General features: G+C 43.1%; 20 protein-coding genes and 2 pseudogenes. 15 read left to right on the top strand and 7 right to left on the bottom strand.

All coding sequences use genetic code 11. The features are described 5' to 3' along the window. Window positions 1–295: 295 nt before the first annotated feature. The 5 genes from sfsA (at window position 296) to PI95_RS18310 (ending at window position 4,452) form a co-directional block, all read left to right on the top strand. Window positions 296–1,021 (top strand): DNA/RNA nuclease SfsA, encoded by a 726-nt coding sequence (gene sfsA, locus PI95_RS18330; protein ID WP_039753977.1) that lies wholly within the window; start codon window positions 296–298, stop codon window positions 1,019–1,021. Window positions 1,022–1,225: 204 nt separating this feature from the next. After that, the gene (gene leuC, locus PI95_RS18325) at window positions 1,226–2,629 is read left to right on the top strand and encodes a 3-isopropylmalate dehydratase large subunit (RefSeq protein ID WP_039752764.1); all 1,404 of its coding nucleotides are present in this window, start codon (window positions 1,226–1,228) and stop codon (window positions 2,627–2,629) included. A gap of 123 nt (window positions 2,630–2,752) precedes the next feature. Continuing rightward, the gene (gene leuD / locus PI95_RS18320; RefSeq protein WP_039752765.1) at window positions 2,753–3,355 is read left to right on the top strand and encodes a 3-isopropylmalate dehydratase small subunit; all 603 of its coding nucleotides are present in this window, start codon (window positions 2,753–2,755) and stop codon (window positions 3,353–3,355) included. A 155-nt stretch (window positions 3,356–3,510) separates the two neighbouring features. Next, window positions 3,511–3,906, top strand: a complete 396-nt coding sequence (locus PI95_RS18315) for a GFA family protein (RefSeq protein ID WP_039752767.1) — start codon at window positions 3,511–3,513, stop codon at window positions 3,904–3,906. 54 nt (window positions 3,907–3,960) lie between these two features. Continuing rightward, window positions 3,961–4,452 carry a gluconokinase gene (locus PI95_RS18310; RefSeq protein WP_039752768.1) on the top strand — a complete coding sequence of 164 codons (492 nt, stop codon included), beginning with the start codon at window positions 3,961–3,963 and terminating at the stop codon, window positions 4,450–4,452. 259 nt (window positions 4,453–4,711) lie between these two features. On the opposite strand, the gene PI95_RS18305 is transcribed toward PI95_RS18310, so the two are convergent. Continuing rightward, window positions 4,712–5,191 (bottom strand): GFA family protein, encoded by a 480-nt coding sequence (locus PI95_RS18305; protein ID WP_039752769.1) that lies wholly within the window; start codon window positions 5,189–5,191, stop codon window positions 4,712–4,714. A gap of 371 nt (window positions 5,192–5,562) precedes the next feature. Beyond that, entirely contained in the window at window positions 5,563–6,540 is a 978-nt protein-coding gene (locus tag PI95_RS18300) for a carbohydrate kinase family protein (protein WP_039753979.1), read from the bottom strand. A gap of 356 nt (window positions 6,541–6,896) precedes the next feature. On the opposite strand from PI95_RS18300, the gene pedR reads away from it, so the two are divergent. The 6 genes from pedR to PI95_RS18270 all read left to right on the top strand — a co-directional run bounded on the left by pedR (window position 6,897) and on the right by PI95_RS18270 (window position 12,875). After that, window positions 6,897–7,160, top strand: coding sequence for a photosynthetic electron transport-dependent transcriptional regulator PedR (pedR, locus tag PI95_RS18295; protein ID WP_039752770.1), 264 nt, complete (start codon window positions 6,897–6,899; stop codon window positions 7,158–7,160). Window positions 7,161–7,693: 533 nt separating this feature from the next. Further along, window positions 7,694–8,377 carry a DUF6391 domain-containing protein gene (locus PI95_RS18290; RefSeq protein ID WP_039753980.1) on the top strand — a complete coding sequence of 228 codons (684 nt, stop codon included), beginning with the start codon at window positions 7,694–7,696 and terminating at the stop codon, window positions 8,375–8,377. A gap of 130 nt (window positions 8,378–8,507) precedes the next feature. Beyond that, a complete protein-coding gene (locus PI95_RS18285; protein WP_039752773.1) occupies window positions 8,508–9,320 on the top strand; it encodes a class I SAM-dependent methyltransferase in 813 nt (270 codons plus the stop codon). A gap of 41 nt (window positions 9,321–9,361) precedes the next feature. Next, window positions 9,362–10,357, top strand: a complete 996-nt coding sequence (locus tag PI95_RS18280; RefSeq protein WP_039752774.1) for a glycosyltransferase — start codon at window positions 9,362–9,364, stop codon at window positions 10,355–10,357. A 68-nt stretch (window positions 10,358–10,425) separates the two neighbouring features. After that, a complete protein-coding gene (rfbB, locus tag PI95_RS18275) occupies window positions 10,426–11,499 on the top strand; it encodes a dTDP-glucose 4,6-dehydratase (RefSeq protein ID WP_039752775.1) in 1,074 nt (357 codons plus the stop codon). Window positions 11,500–11,681: 182 nt separating this feature from the next. Continuing rightward, window positions 11,682–12,875 carry a serine/threonine protein kinase gene (locus tag PI95_RS18270; RefSeq protein ID WP_039752776.1) on the top strand — a complete coding sequence of 398 codons (1,194 nt, stop codon included), beginning with the start codon at window positions 11,682–11,684 and terminating at the stop codon, window positions 12,873–12,875. Window positions 12,876–13,073: 198 nt separating this feature from the next. On the opposite strand, the gene msrA is transcribed toward PI95_RS18270, so the two are convergent. From msrA to kdpA, 5 genes and pseudogenes are all read right to left on the bottom strand, one after another. Continuing rightward, on the bottom strand, window positions 13,074–13,733 hold the full coding sequence (gene msrA / locus PI95_RS18265; RefSeq protein WP_039752778.1) for a peptide-methionine (S)-S-oxide reductase MsrA: 660 nt from the start codon (window positions 13,731–13,733) through the stop codon (window positions 13,074–13,076). Between the two features lie 98 nt (window positions 13,734–13,831). Then, entirely contained in the window at window positions 13,832–14,443 is a 612-nt protein-coding gene (kdpC, locus tag PI95_RS18260; RefSeq protein WP_039752779.1) for a K(+)-transporting ATPase subunit C, read from the bottom strand. Next, complete coding sequence (locus PI95_RS18255) at window positions 14,443–14,712, bottom strand: potassium-transporting ATPase subunit F (RefSeq protein ID WP_039752780.1); 270 nt, start codon at window positions 14,710–14,712, stop codon at window positions 14,443–14,445. The genes kdpC and PI95_RS18255 overlap by 1 nt, the downstream gene beginning before the upstream one ends. 112 nt (window positions 14,713–14,824) lie before the next feature. Beyond that, on the bottom strand, window positions 14,825–16,969 hold the full coding sequence (gene kdpB, locus PI95_RS18250; RefSeq protein WP_039752781.1) for a potassium-transporting ATPase subunit KdpB: 2,145 nt from the start codon (window positions 16,967–16,969) through the stop codon (window positions 14,825–14,827). Between the two features lie 155 nt (window positions 16,970–17,124). After that, a pseudogene (kdpA, locus tag PI95_RS18245) lies at window positions 17,125–18,504 on the bottom strand (potassium-transporting ATPase subunit KdpA); the annotation flags it as partial. 1 nt (window position 18,505) lies between these two features. On the opposite strand from kdpA, the pseudogene PI95_RS18240 reads away from it, so the two are divergent. The 4 genes and pseudogenes from PI95_RS18240 to PI95_RS18225 all read left to right on the top strand — a co-directional run. Continuing rightward, a pseudogene (locus tag PI95_RS18240) lies at window positions 18,506–19,468 on the top strand (sensor histidine kinase); the annotation flags it as partial. Between the two features lie 11 nt (window positions 19,469–19,479). After that, window positions 19,480–20,151 (top strand): response regulator transcription factor, encoded by a 672-nt coding sequence (locus tag PI95_RS18235; RefSeq protein ID WP_039752782.1) that lies wholly within the window; start codon window positions 19,480–19,482, stop codon window positions 20,149–20,151. A gap of 108 nt (window positions 20,152–20,259) precedes the next feature. Beyond that, on the top strand, window positions 20,260–20,859 hold the full coding sequence (locus PI95_RS18230; protein WP_039752783.1) for a hypothetical protein: 600 nt from the start codon (window positions 20,260–20,262) through the stop codon (window positions 20,857–20,859). Between the two features lie 340 nt (window positions 20,860–21,199). After that, window positions 21,200–21,472, top strand: coding sequence for a hypothetical protein (locus tag PI95_RS18225; protein WP_039752784.1), 273 nt, complete (start codon window positions 21,200–21,202; stop codon window positions 21,470–21,472). The last annotated feature ends 113 nt before the right edge of the window (window positions 21,473–21,585 follow it).

Genomic DNA, 21,585 nt, shown 5'->3' with positions numbered 1-21,585 from the left:
CCTAGTATTGATTTTTAGCTACCTTAAGCAAAATTACTGCAAAATCAATGGATTTGGGTAATGGGTAATGGGGAATGGGTAATGGGTAATGGAGAATGGGTAATGGAGAATGGGTAATGGAGAATGGGTAATGGGTAATGGGAATAAAGCCAAATCTATTACCCATTCCCAATTCGCAATTCCCTATTACCAATTTTCAATTCCCAATTCCCAATTCTCTATTACCAATTCCCAATTCCCAATTCTCTATTACCAATTACCAATTACCAATTCCCAATTCCCAATTCCCAAAATGATGAATGATTGGCTTTACCGCTACCCGCTTTTATATCCTGGTATCTTGCTGAAGCGTTACAAGCGCTTTTTTGCAGATATTCAACTTGCTTCTGGGGAAATAGTAACAGCGCACTGTCCGAATACAGGACCGATGACTGGGGTTTCAACTCCTGGGAGTGCGGTGCAGTTATCTTTAAGCGATAATCTAAAGCGTAAACTACCTTATACTTTGGAACTGATTCAGGTACATGATAACGAGCCAACTTGGGTAGGTGTTAATACTGCTTTGCCAAATCGGGTGGTGAAGCTAGCTTTGGCAACATACCTTTTTCCTGAATTGGGTAGATATAGCCAAATTCGCGGTGAGGTGGTTTATGGACAAGATAAAAAAAGTCGAGTTGATTTTTTCTTGACAGGAAGTGATGACGATCGCCCGATTTTTTTAGAAGTGAAAAACACAACTTTGGCGCAAAAAAGATTGGCGTTATTTCCCGATACGGAGACGACAAGGGGACAAAAGCACCTGCGGGAACTGATGGCACTGTTGCCCCAAAGTCGTGCGGTGATGCTTTACTTTATTAATCGGGGTGATTGTACGCATTTTGCCCCAGGTGATATTACTGACCCTATATATGGTCAGTTGTTGCGGAGTGCGATCGCTCTCGGTTTAGAAGTTTTACCCTGTCGTTTTCAAGTCACTCCAGAAGGCATTCAATATTTGGGTTTGGCAGAATGCAAATTTTAATAATCAAAAGCGGATGATAGAACTCATATTTAAAAAATATTAATCAAACTCAAAAAATATATTGGACATAATTAACAAGTTTTTCTATTGTGATTAAAGGAATTAAAAATAAATATCCCTTTGCCAACGGTTTGGCTTGTTGCCAAGGGTAGTTCACTTTTTTGATAACATCATAGATCCGACAGATCCAGGGACAAATTGAGTATGAGCAAGGGCACGCTGTTTGATAAAGTTTGGGATTCGCACACAGTTGGGACACTGCCATCAGGACAGACGCAACTGTTTATAGGACTGCATCTGATTCATGAAGTCACCAGTCCCCAAGCCTTTGCGATGTTACGAGAGCGCAATTTAAAGGTATTATTTCCTATAAGGACTGTCGCTACAGTGGATCATATTGTGCCAACAGAAAATCAGGCACGTCCATTTGTGGATACCCTGGCAGAAGAAATGATGCAAGCGCTTGAGCAAAACTGTAAAGAAAATAACATTACATTTTATAACATCGGTTGCGGAAGTCAAGGAATTGTGCATGTAATAGCGCCAGAACAAGGACTGACACAGCCAGGAATGACGATCGCCTGTGGTGATAGCCATACATCAACTCATGGTGCATTTGGTGCGATCGCTTTTGGTATCGGTACCAGTCAAGTCCGTGATGTCCTCGCTTCTCAAACCCTCGCTCTTTCCAAACTGAAAGTCCGCAAAATTGAAGTTAACGGCACACTCAAACCCGGTGTTTACGCCAAAGATGTGATTTTGCACGTCATCCGCACCCTCGGTGTCAAAGGTGGTGTCGGATACGCTTACGAATTTGCAGGCAGCACCTTTGAGCAAATGAGCATGGAAGAACGAATGACAGTCTGCAATATGTCCATCGAAGGTGGTGCGCGTTGCGGCTACATCAATCCCGACCAAGTTACTTACGAATACCTCAAGGGTAGAGACTTTGCCCCGAAAGACGCAGATTGGGATAAAGCCGTTGCTTGGTGGGAATCGATCAAGAGTGATGCTGATGCCGAATATGATGATGTCGTAACTTTCGATGCCGCCGAAATTCCGCCTACCGTTACTTGGGGCATCACCCCCGGTCAAGGTATTGGAGTTAACCAAGCCGTACCCACTCCCGACGAATTACCCGCAGACGATCGCACTCTTGCTGAAGAAGCTTACCGATACATGGATTTGGCTCCCGGTCAACTCATCCAAGGTACGAAAGTTGATGTTTGCTTCATTGGTAGCTGCACCAACGGACGAATCAGCGATTTGCGCGAAGCTGCGAAAATTGCCCAAGGTCATCACGTTGCTGAGGGAATTAAAGCTTTCGTCGTCCCAGGTTCGGAACGAGTGAAAAAGCAAGCGGAAGCAGAAGGACTAGATAAAATCTTTGTCGAAGCCGGCTTTGAATGGCGCGAAGCAGGCTGTTCAATGTGTCTGGCGATGAATCCCGACAAACTTGAAGGAAGGCAAATTAGCGCTTCTTCCTCTAACCGCAACTTCAAAGGACGCCAAGGTTCGTCCTCCGGTCGCACTTTATTAATGAGTCCGGCAATGGTTGCGGCAGCAGCGTTGAAAGGCGAAGTATTCGACGTGCGCGAGTTGTTGTAAATGGGGAGTAGGGAGTGGGGAGTGGGGAGTGGGGAATGAAATAAGATGTTTCCCCTAATCCCTAACCCCTAACCCCTAACCCCTACTCCCTACTCCCTACTCCCTACTCCCTAATAGAATTTTATGGTAAGTGAAGTTAAAGCAGTTTCCGGACGCGGTATTCCTTTGGTGGGTGATGATATTGATACCGATCGCATTATTCCGGCGAGGTATTTGCGTTGTGTAACTTTTGATGGTTTGGGCGAACATGCGTTTGCTGATGATAGAACAGGATTGAAAGGTGAGCATCCTTTTGACCAAAAGCAATATCAAGGTGCTTCGATATTAATAGTTAACCGCAACTTTGGCTGTGGTTCTTCGCGGGAACATGCACCGCAAGCGATCGCAAAATGGGGTATTCAAGCGCTGATAGGCGAAAGCTTTGCCGAAATCTTCTTCGGTAACTGTGTCGCAATGGGAATTCCCTGCGTTACGGCTGATGCTGCCACTGTCAAGCAATTGCAAGAAATTGTTACAAACAATCCCCAAGCATCAATGACAGTGAATCTGGAAACAATGCAAGTGCAATGTGGCGATTTTACTGGCACAGTTTCAATGGGTGAAGGTGCGAAAAACATGTTTGTTGCCGGCACTTGGGATGCTTGCGGTCAGTTGGTCGCTTCTTCTGAACAAGTTCGAGCTACTGCGGCAAAGTTACCTTATATAAGTTGGAGCAAAGTAGCCTAAGTTTAGGTTAATGCTAAATCTGCTTTTTAGACTTGCCTGTAGAAACCAATAACCTTTGTAGAGACGTTCCGTTGGAACGTCTCGCTCGATAAATTAGCGATTTGAGATGTTAATTTAGCAACGCCTGAAAATCGATATGCACACAGAGGTAATATATGAAAGGAAGTTGTGCTTGCGGTGGCATTGAATACGAACTATCTGACAATCTGTTTGCTGCAAATCATTGTCACTGCTCAATTTGTCGAAAGCTTCATGGTTCAGCATTTGCAACATTCAGTCATGCAAAGGCAGAAAATTTCCGCTGGCTGCGCGGTGAAGATTTAATTACAAGCTACAAATCATCAGAAAAAAACTTACGCAATTTCTGTAGAGTTTGCGGATCGAACATTCCATCAGTGTTTCCACAGACGAATCATGTGCGTATCCCGATGGGAACTTTAGACGATGATGCTGGTATTAAACCCTCTGTTCATATCTTTGTTGCTGACAAAGCACCCTGGTTTGAAATCAGCGATCGCTTACCTCAATATACTGAAATGCCCGATAATTAGGTGACAAATATCATAGACAATATTTTTCTTGAAACCTGTCTCAAATAGCCTTGTATGATAATTATCGTGATGGGTGTCTCTGGCTCCGGTAAAACTACCATCGGGCAACTGCTGGCGGAATCTTTGCATTGGGAATTTAGAGATGCCGATTCTTTTCACTCCCTAGAAAATATTGAGAAAATGCGCCACGGTATTCCCCTCAACGATTTAGATAGAATGCCGTGGTTGCTAGCAATGCAACAAGCAATACAACATTGGCTGCAAGAAAATAAAAATGTAGTTTTGGCGTGTTCGGCACTGAAAGCTAGCTATCGTCAGTATCTTTTAATTGGTAATGAAGGTGTTAAGTTAGTTTATCTGAAGGGTTCGTTTGAGTTGATTCAAAAACGCTTGCAAAAGCGTCACAATCATTTTATGAGTGAAAAACTTCTCAAAAGCCAGTTTGATACCCTTGAGGAGCCAACAGAGGCGATTTCGGTTAATGTTTCCCAGTCGCCAGAGGAAATTGTGCAAAATATTAGAGTATCTTTAGGAATTTCAGATTAGCGATTTATTTATTTCAGCAAGTGGTACTTTCGGTTCATCAATTCTAATACTAGTAATTAAATTATAATAAATACTTTTACAAAGGTTATGTAAAAGCATAAGCTTAAAATCTTTCTCATAATTCAAGATTTTTGAGACAATCAGCACCAGCAAAAAGGTAGTGTCTCAGTTTGGATTTCTGCGTTGGGTGGAAATACGACATTCGCTCTGATTGCAACATGGCGAGATGCCAAGAACGGGGGCGAAGATTGAGTTTGTCTTAAGTTGCAGTCTTGGATGCAGGTTTCGACGCTTGTTGAGCGTATTCTTCTACCAGCCCTGGATATTCTTCGTAAGCGGGCAAAGTCTCAAAGCTATGAACCGCAGGGGTCGTCGCCCATGACAGCCTTTCTGTAGTCCAAGTTTCGATGAATGGCATGAACCATGACGCATCGTCTAGCATCGTCGCCCGAAGGTTGACAAACTCGTCTATTCCTTCCGGTCGAGTAAATATCCAACTCATGCAGTGCGGGCAGAAGTAATGGCGGGCTGCACCGTGCAAGCCACCGATAACCGGCTGACCTTTCAGTACCGAGAACCCAACGCTTGGGATCGCGACGCTTAAAGAAAAAGCGCTGGCGGTCATTCGCTGGCAACCCGTGCAGTGGCAAGCCATCGTCAGCAGAGGCGCGGCACTCACCTTAAGCCGCAGCTGTCCGCAACGGCATCCGCCTTCCCAAGGCAAATTCCAGTCGTTCATGATACGGCTGTCTCCATTCTTTATTGATGATGTTGTGCGGATGGTTATTCCATCTGGTCTGATAATTCTACCATCAATCGTCCTGATACCAATTCTTTATGAAGCTGCGCTAAATAAGGCTTCAAGGATAAAGTCGCTTATATGTGAGAGATGCAATCATTTTAGGTGTAATTGCTTTGAGGACATCAGGGACTTCCAAAAAACAAAACATTTCCACCAAAGATAATAATTATTATTATGAAATATCTGTTGCCTCTTGTTTTTTTGGAATAATTTATTCTTTGGAAGTCCCTTAGTCTAAACTCCAGTAATATTTACTAGTTGGGAATATCAGCCGACGACGCAACTGATATCCCAATTTATGCTACATTCTAAAGTTGATGCGAAGCAAGAAAAGCTTCAACTTCATTTGCGGTGGGTTGAGAAGCGATCGCTCCTGGTTTCATTGTCGTCAGCGCCCCTACCGCGCTAGCATAAGTAACAATTGCGCGTGCTGTTTCCGGGTTGCTCAAGTTTTGGATACCATGAATGAGTAATTGATGAATTAACCCTGCTAAAAAGCTATCCCCCGCACCAGTTGTATCAACCACAGGAATGGAAAAAGCAGGTAATTTGCCTTCATTTTCTCCAAGACAATAAGCACTACCTTTATCTCCATCTGTTACTAATACACCTTCAATCGAATCAAGACGATGAGCGATCGCCCCCGCATCTGTGGTATCAAATAACCATTCGGCTTCTTCTAATGCTAATTTGAGAAAATCCACCCGCTTAAATAACGAGCGAATTTTTGCCGGTGCAATATCAGGATTAGTCCAAAATACCTCACGCCAATTGACATCTAGCATAATTTTCAAGTCAAATTGTTCTGCTAAATCAAGAGCGCGGTGAATTGACGAAGCACTTTCCGGATATGCTAATTCTAAAGTACCCAAAACCAGAAAATCTGCTTCTTGAAATAGCGATTGTGATAATTCTTCAGCTTTGAGGCGAGCATCAGCAAATTCAGAAGTATCATATTCGCCAAAGCCGGCAAAAGTGCGATCGCCCTCTAAAGAGCGTGTAACATAAACTTGCCGCGTTGGTGCTGTAGGATGTCTTTGCACCCCCGTTGTATCTACACCTACTTCTTCTAACAACTTTACCAGAGAATTCCCAGGTTCATCTTCACCCACACAACCGATAAAGCCTGCTGGCGTTCCCAGCTTCATTAAAGCACAGGCTACGTTAGCTGGTGCCCCTCCTGGATAAGGAGTCCACGATTTAACTTCTTCTAGCTTTAGCCCTAATTGATCGGCTAAAAGATCAAACAAAACTTCACCCAAGCACAAAACACGGGGATTGCTCATTTCATTATAGATTTTCGATTTTTCACTAGGAATTTCCAGTATAAAATCTACAACAATCTGGTTCTTCTGTCGCCAGTTGTTCACAGAATTAAATAGCCATTTTTGCTACTTATATAAGCTGTAAATGCTCCTATTTGGGAAAAACTTCTAAGTAATACTTCGCTAAATTCTTTAATTTAATGTATAAAAATAAGAGCAAATTATTTGCATTTGGTTTGAGTGCCATAAATTTTAATTATAAAGAGAATATTGACAATCGTATTACTGCTAAGACTTGAAATCCCTAGCTAGCAAAGAATCTTCTAGAATTAGAGAGAGCGATTGAGTACATATACCAAGGGAGGATTGAAAAAGTCATGGCTGGTGGCGAATCTCAGACCCCTGTTAGTCTGTCAGATAGAGAACTGCAAATAATCGATTTAGTAGCCGCTGGCTTAACTAACCAAGAAATTGCAGGGAAACTGGAAATAAGCAAACGTACAGTTGATAACCATATCAGCAACATCCTCACCAAAACGCAGACAGAAAACCGAGTAGCGCTTGTGCGCTGGGCTTTGCAGTGGGGCAAAGTCTGTTTAAATGATGTAAATTGCTGTGCTCTGCCTAATCCGAACGATTAAACGCCTAGTAGTGACGCGATTTATCGCGTCTGTCATCATAATAAAGGGCATAGGGCTTTTTTAATTTGGGTCAAAGGGTAAAGGAAAAAAGGGGAAAGGGGATTTAAGAGGGGGAAAGGTTAAAGGGGAAAGGGGAAAGGGGATTTAAGAGGGGGAAAGGTTAAAGGGGAAAAGTCAGAAGTACTTTTAAACATTCGTACTAATTTTAAATAACTCCTTTCCTTTCACGGCAGGTGCTCCACGCAGGTGAACCCCAAGACCCTTCGGGTTCGCCAGTCCCCCATCGATCAGGGAGACCGCGCCCGTCGGGGGCTGGTCTCACCGCACTGCCTCCCCTTTTTTCCTTTCCCCTTTCCCCTTTCCCCCTTCCCCTTTCCCCTTTCTCCCTTCCCCTTTCCCCTTTCCCCTTTCCCCCTCTTAAAAAAGCCCCATTCCCCATTCCCTAACAAAAATTAGCAACAATCTACGGGCTGAAACGCTACATTTGAAACAAATCTATGTTGCTCCATTTTTTCGTAGGGAGCAGTGTTGCTATGAATACCTCTGCTTCTGCCAAACAAACCTCATCTTTCTTTGATTTTTTTAACTTTGATTTAACGGCATCAATGTCTGAAAAAGTTGCTAATGTCGGTTTTATTGACTCAGACTTTGGGCAACCCACACAAGATGCCGATTTACTTAAACAGCTATCCTTTGTACCAGGGTTAAAAGAAATTCTCATGCTGCGGCAGGTTCACGCCTTAGAACATGCTACTGTATGGGTTCTGGGTCAATCAACTTCATACTCAAGCAATTTTCAAGTTGATAACGAACTATTAAGCGGTTTATCTACCGAGCAAGGATTTTACCTTTATGGTGAAGTGAATATTAGTAACTTGCGACGTGCGGTAACATTGGCTTTACATCGCCTCACCAATGGAGAAGTTGATTTAGCCGTGCATCCGAGGTGTGGTACAAATGCATCAGTCGCTATGCTGCTGACAGCTGGGTTAGCGGTGGGGATGCATCTGCTGCTTCCATTTCGTCCAATTGAGCAATTAGTCGGTTTGGGTTTGGCAGCAACGACAGCGGCTGAAATAGCACCAGATATCGGTGCTTTAGCGCAGCGATATGTGACAACTGCGATACCGTTTAACTTGGCAATTGAAAATATTACCGTCACTCGCGATATGTGGGGACGCGAAGCGCATTTTGTCAAGGTGCGCTGGCAAGAATAAGGCAGGGGGCAGGGGGCAGGGGGCAGGGGGCAGGGGGCAGGGGAGAATTACTTTTATTAGGCTTTTCGTAAAATCAAATAAGCTGTTATCCTGAACTGTGCGTGATTTGATTAAGTATTAAAACCAGCGTATGGAAACGGAATACATTCACGGATACAGCACCACCGAACAAAAGCGTTTATTAGGACAAAGCCGAATATTATCAGAATACATTTTCCGAAATATTGACTTGACAAATTGCCAACACCTGTTAGAAATTGGTGTGGGTGTAGGCGCACAGACTATCTTACTGTTAGAAAAATTTCCGCATCTGCACATTACTGGGGTGGAATTGTCAGAAGTACAACTTGCTCAAGCAAAGGAAAATCTGGCGATGTTTCCGCAGTTTGCCAAGCGATACGAGATAATTCAGGCTGATGCGAAAAAGCTGGATAATTTGGATACTGCGGGTATAGATGCTGTTTTATTTATCTGGGTGTTAGAACATATACCCCAACCAAAAGAAGTATTAGCAGAAGTACGCCGCGTTATACCAACAAATTCTTTAATAAGTATTACCGAAGTTTTTAATGATAGCTTATTTTTGTACCCGCCATGTCCAGCAGTGATGAATTATTGGCGTAACAGCATCGATTTTCAATATTCTATTCAGGGAGATCCTAACGTCGGCGCTCGTCTTGGTGTACTGTTGAGCGATACTGGCTATCGGGATATCGAAGTTACACCCTGCATCATACACTTAGATAAGCGATCGCCTCACCAAAGATTAACTTTTCTACAGTATTGGAAAGATTTGATGTACAGTCATCTCGACAGCATGATTCAAGCTGGATACACCACATTTTCTGAATGGGAAAAAGTCGCTGCTGAAATGGATATCCTGATGGAGAACCCGGAAGCTGTATTTTATTACAATCCCATGCAAGCGACAGCAAAAATATAAAATCCTTTTCCCAGGATTAATATTGTCAAGGAATTTTTATCATGAGAAAACTTTATTTTTTACTACCTGGGACAGATGGCAAATTTGCCTGCGGTGGTCTTTGGGTAGAGTTAAATACAATTAAACTCGCTCAACAATTTTGTCATGCTGATGTTGTGACTTATCGACAAAGAGAATCAGGTAAGCTTTTTTTAGATGATGTGTTGAAAGAGAAAAATTTAGATGATGTTATTTTTGTTATCAGTTGGGGATTTGATGTAGCTAAACTTGCTCGCAAATTACAGCCACATAATATAGTTTATCATGCCCACAGTGCAGGTTATAAATTTAAGCTGCCGGCGAATATTCCCATCATCGCTGTCAGCCGAAATACAATCGGATATTGGGGACAACATTCTCCGCACTCTCTTATCTATTATTTGCCCAATCAAATTGGTAATCAATTTCAAAACTTAAATATTCAGCGCGATATTGATGTTTTAATTCAGGCTCGAAAATCTTCGGAATATTTAATTAAAGAATTAATTCCCGCTTTGCAGCAGCAATGTAAAGTATTAGTTGTTGATTCGTATGTCGAAGATTTAGCAAAGCTGTTTAATCAAGCTAAAGTATACCTCTACGACTCCGCAGAGTATTGGGCACAACAAGCTGTCAGTGAAGGCTTTGGAATGCAACCGCTAGAGGCTTTAGCTTGTGGGTGTCAAGTTTTTTCTAGCATTAACGGCGGACTTTCTGATTATTTAGATCCGGGATTTAATTGCTATAAAATTGCTGGATATTCAAAAGAATATGATGTAAAACGTATTTTAAAAGCACTTGAACATCCATCATATTCAATCCCAGAACATATTTTAGCAGAATATAGAATAGAAAATATTAATCAGCGGTTGCAAGTAATTATAGATGAACTCAATGATTTTTTTGATCACAAAATGCATTACCCTGGCAATATCAAAAGTTTAACGAAAATGCGGATCGCAAAATTACGAACAAAAAGCATTTTTGATAAATTAAGAAAGAAATATTTTTCTAAGTAGTAAGCGCTTTAGCGCTTTCAAGTACTAAAGTACTTACTACTTTACAAAACTTAAACACAAGAGGTGTGATGAGTCGTAAGTTATTGGTGACGGGTGGTGCTGGATTTATTGGCTCGAATTTTGTCCATCACTGGTGTAAAACTTATCCAGATGACCGAGTGGTGGTGCTAGATGCTTTAACTTACGCGGGAAATCGTGGTAATTTAGCTTCTTTGGAGGGGAAAGAGAATTTTCGCTTTGTGAGGGGGGATATTTGCGATCGCACTCTCGTTGACAAATTACTCCAAACAGAAAATATCGACATAATAGCCCATTTTGCCGCCGAATCTCACGTTGACCGCTCAATTCTCGGTCCTGGTGCTTTTGTGCAAACCAATGTAGTCGGAACTTTCACTTTATTAGAAGCTTTTCGTCAACATTGGCAAACAAACAATCAACCTTTAAATTATCGATTCTTACACGTTTCTACAGATGAGGTTTATGGTAGTTTAGCACCAAATGACCCAGCTTTTTGCGAAACTACACCTTATGCTCCCAATAGTCCTTATTCAGCTTCTAAAGCTGGCAGCGATCACTTAGTTCGTGCATATTACCATACTTATGGACTTCCAGCAATTATTACGAATTGTTCCAATAATTACGGTTCCTATCAGTTTCCAGAAAAGCTAATTCCTCTGATGTGCATCAACATTTTGATGGGTAAACCTTTACCGATTTACGGTGATGGTAAAAACGTGCGAGATTGGCTTTATGTCAACGACCATTGTAGTGCAATAGAAGTAGTGATTCAGCGCGGCACACCAGGAGAAACTTATAATATCGGTGGCAATAATGAAGTGGAAAATATCAACCTTGTGCAGATGTTGTGTCAGTTAATGGATGAATTAGCACTCGATTTGCCGGTGCGTCCTTCCCAAAATTTGATTACTTTTGTTAAAGATAGATTGGGACATGACCGAAGATATGCAATTAATAGTAATAAACTGCAAACTCAGTTAGGCTGGACACCTTCGGTAACAGTAGAAGAAGGTTTACGTCTCACCGTTGAATGGTATCTCACTCACCGCGATTGGTGGGAACCACTTTTATCTGAAGAATATCAGGCTTATTATCGCAAAAATTATCTTCAATCTGCGAGTTAGCTTAAACCGTAGTAAGCGCTTCAGCGCTTTCTTAAGCACTAAAGTGCTTACTACGGAGCTTTACATCACGGTTTCGTAACAATTAGTAACTGAAAGTAGCTTTCTTACTATCAAAGTTGTCAGTACTGGGTAACTTCTCGCTAAATTAGAGAAACTAGGCTGGTAAGTCGCGCAGGTGTCGAATGCTGCAAGCAGAACAGATATTACAAAATCGTTACCAAATTCAACGTCAACTCGGCAATAATGGAGTTCGTCAAACTTGGCTAGCAACAGATTTACAAGCTACTGATGTTGATAATTCTCTTGTTGTAGTTAAACTCCTTGCTTTTGGCGGTACTGTACAATGGGATGACCTGAAACTTTTTGAACGAGAAGCACAAATTCTCAAACAGCTAAATCATCCCCGCATTCCCCAGTATCTCGATTATTTTTGTGTCGATGACCGAACACTTTGGTTTGGCTTGGTGCAAGAATATATTCCTGGTGAATCGCTCAAAGAACAACTTAATGCCGGGAAAAGGTTTAGCCAAAAAGAAGTTAGAAAAATTGCTGTAGAGATTTTAAATATTCTCATACATTTGCATGAGTTGAATCCTACAGTATTGCATCGCGATATTAAACCGAGTAATTTAATTTGGGGTGAAGATAATCATATTTATTTAGTTGATTTCGGCGCAGTTCAAGATAAAGCCGCAAAAGAGGGTGTAACTTTCACTGTGGTGGGAACTTATGGCTATGCACCGATGGAACAATTTGGAGGTAGAGCGGTTCCAGCATCGGATTTGTATGCGCTGGGAGCGTCTTTAATACACTTGTTAACAGGTACTGCTCCATCTGATTTACCAGTGCGCGAATTGCGGATTCAATTCGCTGACCGAGTTAATCTTAATTCGGGTTTTGTGAGTTGGCTGGAAAAGATACTAGAACCTGCGCCAGAACAACGATTTGCAAGCGCTCGTCAAGCTTTGGAGGTGCTTAAAAATGGTCTTGCTCTCAAACCGGCTAAACACAATCGAGAGTTACCGCGCAAAGAAGTAATAAATAACTCTGGGTGCGGGATAAATAATACTGCCGAAGAAGTTCCTGATGAGATTAAGGGGTGGAACTGGGGTGCATTTCTATTACCTTGGTTTTGGTTGTGGACTAATCAAGTTTGGGTAGGATTGTTATGTTTTGTACCGCAAACTGGTTTTGTCGTCACCCTCGCTCTCGGTGCAAAAGGTAATGAATGGGCTTGGAAAAGTAGAAGGTGGCGCAGTATCGAACAATTTAAAGAACATCAAAGAGGCTGGGCGATCGCCGGACTGATGATTGGCGTACCAATTAGTTTGCTGATGTGGTGGGGTGCGATCGCTTTTGTTGCCTCGATGCTATGAGAAAGAGGGGAAAGGGGAAAGGGTAAAGGGCACTTCGTGCCGGGAAAAGGGTAAAGGGTAAAGGGAAAAGGAAGAAGTAGTTTTAAACATTTGTACTAATTTTAAATCAAGGACGCCCCTTTCCCCTTTTTTCCTTTTCCCTTTACCCCTCTTCAAAAACCCTTTACCCTTTAACCTTTTCCCCTCTGAAAAAATGCCCTATGCCCCTTGCCCTATACCTACAGGACAAGCAACATTTGTTCCACCTAAGCCGCAATAACCGCCGGGATTTTTGGCAAGATACTGTTGATGGTAGTCTTCTGCGTAATAAAACTCAGAAGCATCTAAAATTTCTGTAGTAATCTTGCCATAACCTGCGGCATTGAGGGCTTCTTGATAAGCATTTCTTGATGCTTCGGCTTCTTGCTTTTGAGTGTCAGAATACACGTAAATTCCGGAACGATATTGAGTGCCGGTGTCATTTCCCTGACGCATTCCTTGGGTGGGGTTGTGGCTTTCCCAGAAGGTTTTGAGCAAGTCTGAGTAACTTATTACCTTGGGGTCAAACACAACCAGCACTACTTCGTTGTGACCGGTCATGCCGCTGCATACTTCTTTATAGGTGGGGTTGGGAGTTGAACCCGCAGCGTAACCTACAGCAGTGGTGAATACTCCGTCAAGTTGCCAAAATTTGCGTTCTGCACCCCAAAAGCAGCCCATACCAAACACTGCCATTTCCATACCTTGGGGGAATGGTGGCTTGAGGGGATTACCGTTGACATAGTGACGGTTGGTTAGTGGCATTTCTTCTGCCCGTCCTGGCAAAGCTTCTTCAGGAGTGGGCACGGTTAGTTTTTTACCAAATCCAAATATCGCCATTGTTTTTGCTTTAATTTTTGAATAACATCTTTACCTTAGTTAATATTGTAAAGATTTTGGGTATGTGATGGTGTTCGGCGATCGCGCTAACTTCCAGCTTAAAACCCGTCCAAAGCGAGATTTAACTTCAAGACGTTGACTCCAGGTTCACCAAAGATGCCGAGAAAGCGATTATCGGTGTTTTGGGCAATTAGGGTTTCGAGTTGGTTGGGCTGAATTCCTCGCGCTTTTGCTACTCTGGCAATTTGCGTTTTTGCGGCTTCGGGGGTGATGTGGGGGTCAAGGCTAGAACCAGAGGTGTAAACTAAATCTGCTGTCGGTTGCACGCCGGCATTTTTCAAGCGATTGAAGTCACCTTCGTCGTTTTTTCCAGCGATGCGATCGCGCAATGCAGGATTACTCGGCGCCAAGTTGCTAGCACCGGATACTCCAGTTTTCAACACTCCTGCTTCATCTTTTTTCGGGTCTGCTGTACTATAGCTGGTGGTGCTGGGACGACTGTTAAAGTAGCGGTCTGAAGTAAAAGGCTGACCAATTAAGGCAGAACCGATAACTTGATTTTGGGCATTCTTAATTAGACTACCATTTGCTTGAAAGGGAAATACAATTTGTCCCAAGGCAATCATCAGCAAAGGATAAATAATAGCTGTAATCACCCACAGTAATAAGGTAGAACGAACGGCTCTGCCGGCATCGCGTGCAAAACTCATTAGAATTTCTCCGGTACAAACATGACGAAAAAGAGATATATTGAAAGACTTAGAACGACTAATCCTAATAGTCCTAATGCCCAAGATTGAGGGCGGGAGAGTGTTTCACCAGTAGCGGCGTAGACTATAGGCGCTACTATTAAGTTGAAACACATTGCTAAGAACAGATACAACGGCAGCTTTTGTCTACGCCATTGTGACCAAATTTCGGTTGCTGTTTCTAATGTTTGTTCCGAGATTTGTTGTGATGGTATAAGATGTTTTTTCATATGTATTGTTTTGTAGTCGGCGCTTTAGCGCTCTTTGAGTTTATTTTGATAACATTGTGTTGCTTTGTAGTCGGCGCTTTAGCGCTGAAGCGCTTACTACGAAAAAGAAAAATTAAGACAAAGGTAGGATAATATCGATTAGTTTGATGGCGATAAAAGGTGCAATTACGCCGCCAACACCATAAAGTAGGATGTTGCGTTGTAGCAGTTGATCTGCTGTGAGGGGACGGAATTTTACTCCTTTGAGTGCTAGGGGAATGAGTGCGGGGATAATCAGAGCATTATAAATTAGTGCTGAGATGATTGCAGATTGAGCGCTTTTGAGTCCCATAATGTTAAGTGCGCCAATTCCCGATGCTGCGAAGATTGTGGGAATGATCGCAAAATATTTGGCGATGTCGTTGGCAATAGAAAATGTCGTCAATGCGCCACGGGTAATTAGTAACTGTTTACCAATTGTTACTAAGTCAATTAACTTTGTCGGGTCGGAGTCTAAGTCTACCATGTTCGCAGCTTCTTTGGCAGCTTGCGTCCCTGAGTTCATTGCTACCCCGACGTTTGCTTGAGCTAGTGCGGGTGCATCGTTGGTGCCATCTCCGGTCATGGCTACTAGTTTACCTTCTGATTGTTCCAAGCGAATTACCTCTATTTTGTCTTCTGGAGTGGCTTCGGCAATGAAATCATCAACTCCCGCTTCAGTAGCAATTACCTCAGCAGTAATACGGTTATCGCCTGTGAGCATGATGGTTTTTACACCCATGCGGCGGAGTTGGTCAAAGCGATGCCTTCGGCGAGCTTCGCTAACGCGCAAACCTGATTTGACTATATCTTTGAGATAAATAACGCCGTAAATATCATTCTCCTGACACACGGCTAAGGGTGTACCTCCTAAGCGGGAAACTCGCTCATAGGCTGCGTCTAAGTCGTTGGGAATTTGACCTCCACGAGAACGGACAAAGCCTTTAATCGCTTCCACCGCTCCCTTACGGACTTCTTTACCATTGGGTAAATTAGTGCCACTCATTTTTGTTTTGGCGGAAAACTCCACAGCCTCTGCATTGTTGCTGTTGAAGTCTACCTTAGCCCCGTACTTTTCTGCTAGTCCGACGATGGACTTACCTTCTGGTGTATCGTCAAAAACACTACCATTCAAGGATATTTGAGCTACATCTTCTACTGAGTGATTGTTGACGGGAATAAACTCATCAGCCATCCGGTTGCCTAGGGTGATGGTGCCGGTTTTATCTAGTACTAAGGTGTTGATGTCACCGCAAGCTTCTACTGCTCGTCCGGATGTGGCAATAACGTTGAATTGGGCAACTCTGTCCATCCCGGCAATACCGATCGCACTCAGCAATCCACCGATAGTAGTGGGAATCAAAGCGACTAACAGCGAGATTAAAATGGCAACGCTGACACCAGCACGCAAACTGTTACCCGCTTCTGCACCATACAATGTGCTGACAAAGTTAGCGATGTAGCCGGCGAAAGGGGGAACTGTGGAAACGACGATTAAAAATACTTGCGTCAGCACCGAAAGCAGCACTGTCAGCGCGATTTCGTTGGGTGTTTTGCTGCGTTCGGCGCCTTCGACCAGAGAAATCATGCGATCGATAAAGCCTTGACCGGGATCGGCAGTAATCCGAATGATTAATTCGTCTGACAAAAGCCGCGTACCACCAGTAACCGAACTCGCAATATCTGTGCCCGGTTGCTTCAGTACAGGGGCAGATTCTCCAGTGATCGCCGACTCATCGACTGAGCCGATACCTTGTATAACTTCGCCATCAGCGGGCATCATATCATTAGCAATTACTTTTACTCGATCGCCCCGGCGCAAGTCGGTAGAATTAACTTCTTGAATTGTACCATCTGGTAGCATTTTCCGGGCGGTGGTATGCGATCGCGTAGATTTAAGTGCATCTGCTTGAGCTTTCCCGCGTCCTTCCGCAACGGCTTCGGCAAAGTTGGCAAATACAACTGTAAAAAATAAAATCAAGGTAATCAAGCCGTTTAACAAGCGTTGCTGGTTGATGTTTGCGTTAATTGTGCCGAATAAGTTGGGGTTCAAAGTGACTAAAAAAACGATAATTGTCCCAATCCAGACTATGAACATTACCGGATTTCTCACAGCAGTTCGCGGATTTAGCTTGACAAATGACTCACGAATTGCTTTTTGGTAAAGTCCGCGCATATCTGCTTTGGGTGCGCGTTTGTGTGATTCACGGGTTTGCTGGGGGGAAGTGGTGGTTTGCATACATTATGGGGAATTGGGAATGGAAAATGGGGAATGGGGAATGGGTAATGGGTAATGGGTAATTGGGGATTGGGCATTCTTGAAGGGGAAAAGCGAAAAACATTTCTTCTTTCTCACCGATTACCCATTACCTATTACCCATTACCTATTCCCTATTACCCAATACCTTTTGCTATTTGAAAGGCTTCACCAATTGGTCCCAATGCCAAGACTGGGAAGAAGGTGAGGGCGCCGAGGATGAGAATTACACCGGCAGTTACACCTGTAAATAGTCCGGTGTCGGTTCGCAATGTCCCAACTGTGAGGGGAACCGGTTGTTTGCGCGATATACTATCAGCAAGAAATAATAAACCGACGATGGGGATATAACGTCCAGCTAGCAAGCTGAAGCAAGTACTCAGGTTCCACCATAAAGCGGTTGCGGTTGGTGCTGTACCTGTGGCGATCGCACTAGGGGAGGGTTGAGAATCGCCTAAGCCTTCAAATCCAGATCCGTTATTAGCTGCGGCTGAGGCGTATTCGTAAATAACTTGCGAAAAGCCGTGGAAACCAGGATTGCTAATTCCGGCTAATTGATCGGGAAATGCTAAAGTTATCCCCGCAGGTATTAAAATCGCAATGGGGTGGACTAACAAAATTAGGAAACTGGCAAGCACTACTTCCCGCTTTTCTATTTTGCGTCCGAGAAATTCCGGGGTGCGCCCCACCATCAAACCGGTGACAAACACTGCCAAAATTAGATAAGCAAATAAATAAGCTGTTCCTGTACCCTGTCCCCCAAAGACAATTTGAAAGAACATATTTGATAGGGTGACGAAACCACCATTGGGCATAAAGGAATCGTGCAAACTATTAACCGCACCGCACATGGTTGCGGTGGTGAAAACGGCGTACAATGCAGATTGCGCCCAGCCAAATCTAACTTCTTTACCTTCTAAGTTTGGCTGCTGTGAACCTAAAAGTGCGTTGATGGCAGGATTACCGTTGTATTCACCAATCGCTGTAATAATGATAAACACTACCAAGATGGCAAAGGGAATGCTGTAAACTAACCACGCTTGTTTGAGGTTGTTAGCAAACACTCCATAGGTGTATATCAATGAGGTAGGCACTGACAAAATTGCGACAAGCTGAATTAAGTTAACTAAGGGATTTGGATTTTCAAATGGATGTGCTGAGTTAATCGCAAAAAATCCACCGCCATTTTCCCCTAGTTCTTTGATAATTTCAAAGTGAGCAACTGGACCGATCGCGATCGCCTGACTAATGCTAGGATTTTCTAAGGTGGGAACTACTACAGTCCCCGCCAAAGTTTCTGGAACTCCAGCTGCTATCAGCACAATTGCCCCGACAATACTAATGGGTAGCAAAATCCGCATAATTATACGAATTAAGTCTACATAGAAGTTGCCTAAAGGTCTACCTGTTAAACCGCGAATAAAAGCGATCGCTACTGCTATTCCCGTAGCTGCTGAGGTGAACATATGATACCCCAATCCCAACATTTGGCTGGCGTAACTCATGTAAGTTTCACCTTCTTGGTTGAAGGATAAAGCAACGTTGCACGCAACATGCGTAGCAATGTTTTTAACGATGTTGAATGTGTGGGTACCTGGGGGTGAGGTGATTATTGCTTCGACAGTAGCTAATCGAGCGATCGCTGTTATGGCTTTGATGGTAACGGGACTTTTAAGTTTACGTCTGCGACGAACGCAAGAAGCGATCGCACTCACCCAAGCGAAGTTACAAGCACAAGAACAATTAGTTAAACTAAGAGAAGATTTTGCTTCTACACTCACTCACGATTTAAAAACACCTCTTTTGGGAGCAATTGAAACTCTCAAAGCTTTCCAAAAAGAAAAATTTGGCAGCGTTTCCTCGCAACAGCAGAAAGTCTTAGCAACGATGATTCACAGTCATGATAGTTCTCTGCAATTTGTGGAAACTTTATTAGATGTTTATCGTAATGATACTGAAGGTTTAAAGCTGCATTTAGAACCTGTAGATTTAACTGTATTGGCTGAAGAGGTAGCTACTACTCTTATGGAAGTCGCTGCAACCCGACGAGTTAATTTATCGTTTCGTTATGGTGACTCGGATTTTCGCTCGTCGTTGTGGGTAAAAGGTGATGCTTGGCAATTGCAACGAGTATTGACAAATCTGCTGATTAATGCAATAAATCATTCCAGAAGAGGCGATCGCGTGGAAGTAATATTAGAATCTCAAGCTGATTATCAAGTTGTGAAAATTTTAGATACTGGTGCAGGTATTCAACCAGAACAGTTCCCCCACTTATTTGAACGATTTTATCAGGGAAATAGCGATCGCCAAGCTAAAGGTTCAGGATTAGGGCTTTATTTATCTCGGCAAATTATTGAAGCGCATAACGGTATAATTTGGGCAGAGAACAGAACTGATTCTAAAGATATCTCCGCAACTGCTAAAAGTGGAGCTATCTTTGGGTTCAAGCTCTCAGTTTACCCATATCAGCCATCTTAAGCTGTGCTGTGATGCCATCTACTGAACTAAAAATTCTCTTGGTTGAGGATGATGAACTTTTCCGCTTGGGATTGCAAGTACGATTGCAACAAGAAACTAACTTAGAAATTGTAGCCGAAGCTGAAGATGGAGAAACTGCGATCGAGTTAGTAAATCACCAAGCTGTTGATATTGTTCTCTTGGATGTAGGATTACCAGGAATTGGGGGAATTGAAGCTTGTCGGCAAATAAAGCAGCGATTTCCCAATTTACCGATATTAGTTTTGACTTCCCATTCCCAGAAATCACTGATTGCGCGGTTGATAGAAGCCGGCGCTCAAGGCTATTGTTTGAAAGGAATTGCCGCAGAAAAGTTAGTTTTAGCACTGCGTTCTGTAGCTGCTGGGGCTTCCTGGTGGGATGAAAATGCTACTAAAGAAATACGTTCTACCTTTGCGTCTCAACCCATCCAGCTTGATTCTAAGTTATCTACAGTTGCAAATCCTCTCACGCAGCGCGAACAAGAAATCTTATCATTGTTAGCAAACCGGAAAACTAATCAAGAAATAGCCGAAGCACTTTACATAACACCGGGAACTGTCAGAGTCCACGTTCATGCGATTTTACATAAACTGGGAGTAAGCGATCGCCACGCTGCTGTTATGATTGCTATACAAAAACAGTTAATTCAAATCAAGGACTAAAGTCCTTACTACAAACTTATAATTAAAAGCGATTCGTAGTGAGCGCTTCAGCGCTCAAATCAAGGACTAAAGTCCTTACTACAAACTTATTCACCATTTAACAGAACATTGGAAAAAACTATTACCCAAGACTTTATCACCTTATTAACACAGACCCAAGAAGCTTATCGCGGGCAAAAAATAGAACGTCCTCCTGCTTTATCGGTTGTCAATGCCTTGTTACAAGCAGAAAAAGCTGCCAAACAACAACGACTCCTCTACCCATTTGAATCAATACTTGGTAAATGGCGCCTGTGCTTTACAACTGGAACCAAGAAAGTTAAGCATCGTAGGGGAATTAAGTTAGGCAACGGCTTTTATCTCCCCAAATTTGCAGCAGCACATATTTGTTTTAGTGCCACCGAAGATGCTGACAAAGGGGAAATTAGTAATTCCGTTGAATTTGCTTCACTGAAACTGAAACTAACTGGACCAGCTAAATACGTGGGTAAGAAAAATTTACTAGCGTTTGAATTTATTCAAATGCAAATCAGTTTATTTAATCGGACTATATATAACGGTGAGATTCGCGGGGGTAAGACTAAGCTTGAAGATTTTGACAATAGACCTGTTTCTGTTCTGCCTTTTTTCGCTTTCTTTTTAGTGACACCAGACTTGATTGCAGCACGTGGTCGTGGAGGTGGGTTAGCGCTTTGGATTCGAGATTGAAGATATTTTACAGAAGAAAGGCAACAAGCATACTGCGGGGTACATGCTGCCTGTAACAGTTATATTGCGGTGCGATCGCTCTGATATCATGTCCGGGTAATTACTTATGATTCCCATAGTCATTGCACCCCAAGAAGAGCGCATCCCCTCCCCGCAAGCGGGGAGGGGAGACAAAGCTACGCTTTGAAAGGGGTGGGGTTCTCCTTTGTTTAGTAAGTAATTAAGCGGACATAATATGACTCGGCAGCAAATCATTCTCCTAACTCCCACAACAGAGTAATATCCCCAAGCTGTCACCCAAATTAAAATAGAGGAATAAAGCTGAAACGAGGTCAACCCTATGACACTCCGACAACCCCGCTACAGCAAAGAAGAATTTGCTAGACGTGGTGACGAAATCTACCAAACTCAGATTTGTCAACAAGTCGAAGCTGGCAATTACGGCAAGATTGTGGCGATTGACATTGAAACGGGTGACTGGGAAATTGATAAGTGCGAAGTAGCTGCTTGCAATCGTCTCGAAGCTCATCATCCAGACGCTCAAATCTGGATTGTTCGTGTTGGCGATCGCCATGTGCGTGGATTTGGGGGACGCTTGAAGAAGACTGTATGATCGCTGGAATCGTCAATGGGCGAGTCCTTCCCTAGACAAATGTGGACAGCCTTGTTTAATAGATCCTCGATGCCCCACGACAACCTCGGATGAAGGCTGTCCACATTTGTCGT

Source organism: Hassallia byssoidea VB512170, assembly GCF_000817785.2.
Classification (GTDB): domain Bacteria; phylum Cyanobacteriota; class Cyanobacteriia; order Cyanobacteriales; family Nostocaceae; genus Hassallia; species Hassallia carrinoi.
This window is presented reverse-complemented; position numbering and strand designations above follow the sequence as displayed.

Bases quoted from the DNA above. Each gene is read 5' to 3' on its own strand.
- sfsA (WP_039753977.1), top strand. From the start codon at position 296: ATGAATGATTGGCTTTACCGCTACCCGCTTTTATATCCTGGTATCTTG.
- leuC (WP_039752764.1), top strand. From the start codon at position 1,226: ATGAGCAAGGGCACGCTGTTTGATAAAGTTTGGGATTCGCACACAGTT.
- leuD (WP_039752765.1), top strand. From the start codon at position 2,753: ATGGTAAGTGAAGTTAAAGCAGTTTCCGGACGCGGTATTCCTTTGGTG.
- PI95_RS18315 (WP_039752767.1), top strand. From the start codon at position 3,511: ATGAAAGGAAGTTGTGCTTGCGGTGGCATTGAATACGAACTATCTGAC.
- PI95_RS18310 (WP_039752768.1), top strand. From the start codon at position 3,961: ATGATAATTATCGTGATGGGTGTCTCTGGCTCCGGTAAAACTACCATC.
- PI95_RS18305 (WP_039752769.1), bottom strand. From the start codon at position 5,191: ATGAACGACTGGAATTTGCCTTGGGAAGGCGGATGCCGTTGCGGACAG.
- PI95_RS18300 (WP_039753979.1), bottom strand. From the start codon at position 6,540: ATGAGCAATCCCCGTGTTTTGTGCTTGGGTGAAGTTTTGTTTGATCTT.
- pedR (WP_039752770.1), top strand. From the start codon at position 6,897: ATGGCTGGTGGCGAATCTCAGACCCCTGTTAGTCTGTCAGATAGAGAA.
- PI95_RS18290 (WP_039753980.1), top strand. From the start codon at position 7,694: ATGAATACCTCTGCTTCTGCCAAACAAACCTCATCTTTCTTTGATTTT.
- PI95_RS18285 (WP_039752773.1), top strand. From the start codon at position 8,508: ATGGAAACGGAATACATTCACGGATACAGCACCACCGAACAAAAGCGT.
- PI95_RS18280 (WP_039752774.1), top strand. From the start codon at position 9,362: ATGAGAAAACTTTATTTTTTACTACCTGGGACAGATGGCAAATTTGCC.
- rfbB (WP_039752775.1), top strand. From the start codon at position 10,426: ATGAGTCGTAAGTTATTGGTGACGGGTGGTGCTGGATTTATTGGCTCG.
- PI95_RS18270 (WP_039752776.1), top strand. From the start codon at position 11,682: ATGCTGCAAGCAGAACAGATATTACAAAATCGTTACCAAATTCAACGT.
- msrA (WP_039752778.1), bottom strand. From the start codon at position 13,733: ATGGCGATATTTGGATTTGGTAAAAAACTAACCGTGCCCACTCCTGAA.
- kdpC (WP_039752779.1), bottom strand. From the start codon at position 14,443: ATGAGTTTTGCACGCGATGCCGGCAGAGCCGTTCGTTCTACCTTATTA.
- PI95_RS18255 (WP_039752780.1), bottom strand. From the start codon at position 14,712: ATGAAAAAACATCTTATACCATCACAACAAATCTCGGAACAAACATTA.
- kdpB (WP_039752781.1), bottom strand. From the start codon at position 16,969: ATGCAAACCACCACTTCCCCCCAGCAAACCCGTGAATCACACAAACGC.
- PI95_RS18235 (WP_039752782.1), top strand. From the start codon at position 19,480: ATGCCATCTACTGAACTAAAAATTCTCTTGGTTGAGGATGATGAACTT.
- PI95_RS18225 (WP_039752784.1), top strand. From the start codon at position 21,200: ATGACACTCCGACAACCCCGCTACAGCAAAGAAGAATTTGCTAGACGT.